This window comes from Bartonella sp. PS7NMGDW (assembly GCF_042193585.1).
In the GTDB taxonomy this organism is placed as follows: Bacteria; Pseudomonadota; Alphaproteobacteria; order Rhizobiales; family Rhizobiaceae; genus Bartonella; species Bartonella grahamii.
In genome coordinates this window covers 1,981-4,277 of the sequence record NZ_JBHILX010000036.1, presented here as the reverse complement: position 1 = coordinate 4,277, position 2,297 = coordinate 1,981, and the positions used below count along the sequence as shown (strand labels likewise).

At 44.0% G+C, this 2,297-nt stretch carries 3 protein-coding genes; all 3 read right to left on the bottom strand.

Annotated elements, in window-relative coordinates; translation table 11 throughout:
- The coding region (locus tag ACFIKJ_RS08640; RefSeq protein WP_375670493.1) for a phage tail tape measure protein at window positions 1–1,919 on the bottom strand (1,919 nt) is incomplete at its 3' end.
- Window positions 1,916–1,978, bottom strand: coding sequence for a GpE family phage tail protein (locus tag ACFIKJ_RS08635; protein ID WP_244395846.1), 63 nt, complete (start codon window positions 1,976–1,978; stop codon window positions 1,916–1,918). The genes ACFIKJ_RS08640 and ACFIKJ_RS08635, both read right to left, overlap by 4 nt.
- Window positions 1,979–2,025: 47 nt before the next feature.
- Window positions 2,026–2,295, bottom strand: coding sequence for a phage tail assembly protein (locus ACFIKJ_RS08630; RefSeq protein ID WP_375670492.1), 270 nt, complete (start codon window positions 2,293–2,295; stop codon window positions 2,026–2,028).
- Window positions 2,296–2,297 lie beyond the last annotated feature (2 nt).

The following is a 2,297-nucleotide window of genomic DNA, read 5'->3' as shown; positions in this document are numbered from 1 at the left end:
TGTCCTGTTTCAACGGCTCCTGTATTAAAACCACTCTTGCGTTTTTCAGGTGGGGTATTTGTAACCACTACTGTATCCAGCATTTTTTTTGCCCGTGCATTGGTCTCATTGGTAAAGGTTTTAATCGTCTGGGTTGAAGTCTTATTGATTGAAACATTAAAGCCTAGCTTTTCTTTCATCCAATTAGGCATCCAACTGGTTAATTTACTCATCATGCCGCTGAGCCAATCAGACAGAGCATTCCATTGGCTTTTGATACCTTCCCAAAGCCCGTTAATCAGATTGGTTCCTACTTCCATTAAATCGACACCAAACAGCCACTCAATGAGTTCATTGATTTTTTTTGAAATCCAAGAGAGCGGTGAAAAGTTTTTAAAGAGCGTCAAGAGGTTATTGAAAACGTTACTACATAAGCTCGCAAAAGAATTCCACAAGTTGCTTATGAAGCTTACTACCGTATCCCAATTTTTGTAGAGCAGATATCCAACTCCAACAAGGGCTGCTATGCCGCCAGCGATCCAGCCGATAGGAGTGGTCATGATTGCGATACCAAGCGATATAAAAGCAGAACCAACGGCAGTTATTGCTGGAATGAGTGAAGCTACAAGAGATAGTGCAAGACCCGCAACTGCAGAAGCTGCCGGTACCATTGCCGCAATGAATGCTCCGGTAAGAACTGCCCCAACCGCGGCTAAAGATGCAGCTACCCAGCCATTGAGTTCATCCCAATATTTATAGAGTGCGGCAAGTACCGCGATACCCCCAATGAGCCATCCTATGGGCGTCGTCATTATAGTATAGCCAAGGGTGACAAACGCTGCTCCCGCTGCGGCTAATGCGGCAATGAGTGGACCAAAAATGAACGAACCAAGTGCCACAAGTCCTACCTTAAAGAGGGTTATTTCACCAATCAGAGGTTCTAGCCATTGGAACCAGCCTTTAATCCTCTCTGTGAGATCACTGATACCTTTTCTTAAATCAGAGGTAGGATTAAGCAAATCATTAAAGACTTTTTTTAAGGTTTTTGCCCAGCTCGCAACGGTTGTTTGAATGAGGTCGCGGTTTTCATCAATCAGGCGAGAAAAACCGTCAATCATGTCATTGATCACGGGCATGAAACGCGCGCCAATAAAGCTCGCGATACCGCCTATTTTTTTCTTAAAGGCTCCCATTTTGTCACTCAAATCTGCTGCATAGCGTGCAACATCGGCACCTATCAGCCATTTTCCTTTCCGCGCTTTTGCAAACAGTTCTTTAATGGGTGCCATGCCTTGTGCAAGCATGGTCGCCATTTCTTTACCATCGCCCCCAAACAGCAGAGCGGCAATATGCTGTCTTTGTGCTTGATTTTTCATCTTACTCATCTTGTCGGTAATTTCTTCTAACAAGACAGAAGTGGATTTGAGTTTTCCAGAAGTGTTTTTGACAGAAATGCCAAGTGCTTCAAAGCCCATCATGCCTCTTTTTTGTCCAGCATAGGCTTGTGCTGAACGCCTATTTAAAACCGCTAAGGATTGTTGAAAAAGTTCGGCAGAAGTGCCTGAATTATCGGCTGCATCACCCCATAATTGAAGTGATGCAACACTCATATTTAAATGGTGTGATGCGTGGTGAAGACTATCTCCCAGATGCATGGTTTTCATGGTGAGGGCGGTTACACTTGCCACAAGTCCACCACCAGCAAGCCCTAAAGCACCAGTAAAGACCGAAGCACGGCTTGCCGCCACTCCAAGAGCACTTTGAACGCCATGAAGGCTTTTTGTCATGTTTTTGACAGCAGCAGAAAAGCGCGGAATACTCAATCTCAGTGAGAGTGTTTTTGATAATGTATCGAATTTTTTTTGAAGATGTTTAAGAGGTGCGGTGAGTTTGTCTTCAAGAGATAATCTCACCTTTGCATCAGCAACTTTTTCACTCATTTTGTCTTATACCTTTCTGCTGCTTGATTTCGCCAAAAGACCAATTCTTCCAGTTCCATTTCCATCATCTTTGAAAGGGACCAATGGAACACAATGGTAATATCGGCTATGAGTTTAGCGGCGGTTTCCCAGTCGAGGTATCCCGCCGCTTGATAAAAGACTCCAAAATCTCTCCAATGCTCGACAAGTCATTAATATCGAGTTCTCCAACCGCTTCATGTGCCCATCCAGAAAGGCGTGCAACCATAGCAATTGTTTGCTCTATGCCTTCTTTTTTGTCGATTGCTTGCACATCTTTTGTTTTCGGGCGCCGTAAGGTGATTTCGGTATGTTCTTTTCCTTCAAAGGTAATCGGTACAAGTAATTTATGTGTAATGC